The organism is Atribacterota bacterium (assembly GCA_028717805.1).
Taxonomy (GTDB): Bacteria; Atribacterota; Phoenicimicrobiia; order Phoenicimicrobiales; family Stramentimicrobiaceae; genus Stramentimicrobium.
In genome coordinates, this window is record JAQUNC010000086.1 from 1 (window position 1) to 3386 (window position 3386).

The 3386-nt window shown below is 35.0% G+C and carries 3 protein-coding genes; 1 reads left to right on the plus strand and 2 read right to left on the minus strand.

The window, feature by feature from the left end; all coding sequences use genetic code 11:
- Positions 1-139 precede the first annotated feature (139 nt).
- Positions 140-1189, plus strand: a complete 1050-nt coding sequence (locus tag PHD84_10705; GenBank protein MDD5638265.1) for a bifunctional DNA primase/polymerase — start codon at positions 140-142, stop codon at positions 1187-1189.
- 610 nt (positions 1190-1799) lie between these two features.
- On the opposite strand, the gene PHD84_10710 is transcribed toward PHD84_10705, so the two are convergent.
- A complete protein-coding gene (locus tag PHD84_10710) occupies positions 1800-2465 on the minus strand; it encodes a leucine-rich repeat domain-containing protein (GenBank protein ID MDD5638266.1) in 666 nt (221 codons plus the stop codon).
- Between the two features lie 60 nt (positions 2466-2525).
- On the minus strand, positions 2526-3194 hold the full coding sequence (locus PHD84_10715; GenBank protein MDD5638267.1) for a leucine-rich repeat domain-containing protein: 669 nt from the start codon (positions 3192-3194) through the stop codon (positions 2526-2528).
- Between the last annotated feature and the right edge of the window lie 192 nt (positions 3195-3386).

Below are 3386 nucleotides of genomic sequence, written 5' to 3' on the forward strand. Positions count from 1 at the left end.
GATAACGTAATATTGTCCTGAAGTCGTATTTTATCGTCATACCAGGATTGTAATATTAAATGCAGTTGAAAGGCAGTAAGTGAGGGCGCGGTTGGAGTCTTTGCTTTATATTTTGCTTTCTTCCGGGTCCTGAGTAGTTTTGGATTATATTCACGGTATTATAAACAATTATTTGGAAAACGGATACAGCCTGATTCCTGTCGATAAAGAAAAAAGGCCATGTATTTACTGGAAAAAATACCAGTATAGGAAAGCCACAATAAAAGATATCCTGAACTGGCATATCCAGTTTGATACTCTCAATGTGGGTATTGTTACCGGGAGAATCAGCAGGCTGGCAGTCATCGATGTTGATGATCTTTCCCTTTTGCCTGAACTGGAAGAAAGAATCCCGGAGATCAACGAAACCACAAGAGTCAGGACCAGCAGGGGATATCATTATTATTTCTCTCTTAACAGGCAGAATATAAGAAGCACCAGCCGGCTTTTCGGCAAGAACCTTGAATTAAAGAGCAACGGAAATTATATTGTTGCTCCTCCCTCTGTAATAAACAATTACCGCTATACCTATGAAATTCCATTAAGCAGAATACTCCCTGTTCCTGATAAGCTTATTAATACTAATACTGCTGATGACAAATTATCAAAAAAGAATATAATATTTAAAATACCAAAATACCACGGGCATAAAATGGACTGTATAAGACAGATATTAAAAAGAGATCTAAAAGAAGGGGAGAGGAATAACGGCTTATTTATTCTTTATAATCTCCTGATTCAGAATAAAAACTCCAGGGAATATGCCAGAAAGATCGTAGAGAAGAAAAACAGAAACCTGGCTAATCCGTTGACGGATCTTGAGCTTAAGAAGATCTACAGGAAATCTTACCGTTACGGATGCAGCGGAATCAGGAAGAAACTTCCTTATGTCAGATGTGAGAACTGTACCTATCGGTTCAGGGGAGGGCAATTAAGCGGGAGTAATATTCTTATTAAAAGTATGAGATTATTGCCTGAATTGACCAGCACCCAGCGGAGCATTCTTTGCCTTTTAGGAACTGTTTTTGACGGTGAATATCCCTCGATATACAAGATTGCAAAAATAGCAAGGATGAACTCTGCTACAGTTAAAAAAGCAATCAGGGTATTAAAAGAAAAGCATATTATTGATTATTCTCTTTACAATTGACAAATACAAAAAACCGTTCACTTTTTAATGGTCAAATTCTATATTTTTCAACGATTTCCGAATGAAAAAAGCGACTATTATACTGTATTAGTATTAGTATTGGTAATTTAAGTGTTTATTTCCTCTTTTCTCTGCATTAATCTTTCCTGTCTGAAACACTCTCTTTCCCTATAACCCTCTTTTGCATTTGAGGCGATTCAGGAAACAAAAAAGGACAGCCGGGAAACAGAAAAGAAACTTTTTACCCTCTCTTTTTTTGCCTGAAAAAAAAGATATAAGTGGCTTGTCTGAAGGACCGGCTGCCCTCATATTTATAATAGCATAAGCGGTATCTAAAATTAAAGCTAAGCATATTATGATAGTTTTTTTAGCCAAGATTTTTATCCAGGATTCCCTGAATGTAAAACAGGGAATCTTCATGAATCTTCAGATAATCTACCCAGGTCTCCATCCTTTACTTACAAGAAAAGATGCCTGATAGGCTTTCCCTCTATCAGACCTCGTTTCTTTGTTTATAACTAGGTTATTTAGGTAATAAAATATTGTAAAAACAAATATTGGGTGATAAAGAAAAGAAATATTCCCAAAAATGACCTGTACAATATTATTACTACATCTTGATCCATTTCATATTGATTAATTTATAAGTACCGGCTTCTCTTCCATTTGCATCATAAAAACTTTTAAACCCCACATATTCATACTCAAAAGACGGATAAGTACCTTCTTTATAATATCCTATGGATTGCCCACTATAAATATCAACATCTGCACCGATTGTTATTGATTTTAGAGGATTACCACCAAATACGTACTCATCAATAAAGTTGATACTATCAGGAATGGTAATAACTGTTAAGGAATTACCATAAAATGCATAGCTTCCAATGGATATAACACTATCAGGGATAGTTAATAAATGAAGGTCATTATTAATACATGCATAACTCCCAATGGTCGTGATGGTATCCGGTAAAACAACTGATCTTATCCATGTGTAAAGTCCTGATGAATCAAAAGCTTTATGTCCAATATGTTCTACCGGTATCCCATTAATGGTTGGAGGTATAACAATATCATCACCATAAGGGTTCCCATCACCAGTACCATTGTCATAACTGGTAATCGTTCTGGTTTCTTCATCAAAGGTAAAATACTCCTCCGGTGTGGGAGATGGGTTGTTGGGTAACAGTAGACCGTAATCACACAGTTGACATCCGATAGTGAACAATGAAGTGATAAAAAGTAACAACAGCAAAAAAATTTGTTTTTTCATATTTTTTCTCCTTTTTTCTTTCAAAACAAAACCATAACTTGTTTTTGTTTGGCATAATAGTTATTCTGCTTTAATCCATGTGTCTGAATCAGTAAAAATATAAGTGCCGGCTTCTTTTCCATTTGCATCATAAAAACTTTTAAATCCCACATATTTAGGCTCATAAAACGGAGGAGTACCTTGTTCATAATATGCTATGGATCGCCCATTATAAATATCAACATCTGCACCGATTGTTATTGATCTAAGAGGATTATTTTCAAATGTGCCATCATCAATAAAATCGATACTTTCAGAAATGGTTACAGATGTTAAGTGATTACCACAAAATGCATAGCTTCCAATGGATATAACACTATCAGGGATATTTAATGAATGAAGGCAACTAGCAAAAAATGCATAACTCCCAATAGTCGTGAGGGTATCCGGAAAAACAACTGAGCTTATCCATGTGTATAATCCTGAATCAAAGGCTTTATTGCCAATATGTTCTACCGGTATCCCATTAATAGTAGGAGGTATAACAATATCATCACCATGATGGCTTATTTCACCAGTACCATTGTCATATCCAGTAATCGTTCTGGTTTCTTCATTAAAGGTAAAATACTCTTCCGGTGTGGGAGATGTGTTGTTGGGTAACAATAGACCGCAATCACACAGTTGACATCCGGTGGTAACTATGGCAATTAATAAACACAAGAACAGAACGCTAAATACTTTTTTCATATCTTTTCTCCTTTTTCTTTTTAACAAACAAGAATTATTTTATAATATGCCCATGTTTTTGAATTTTCTTCTTTTGAACAATTTGCTTATGGGTTTATTTTTTCACAATCTATCGTATAATATTCCAAAAATGCTTCATCAGGAAAGTCTATAACAGGAATAGAATACTCAACAGCGGGTACCTGAATAGCC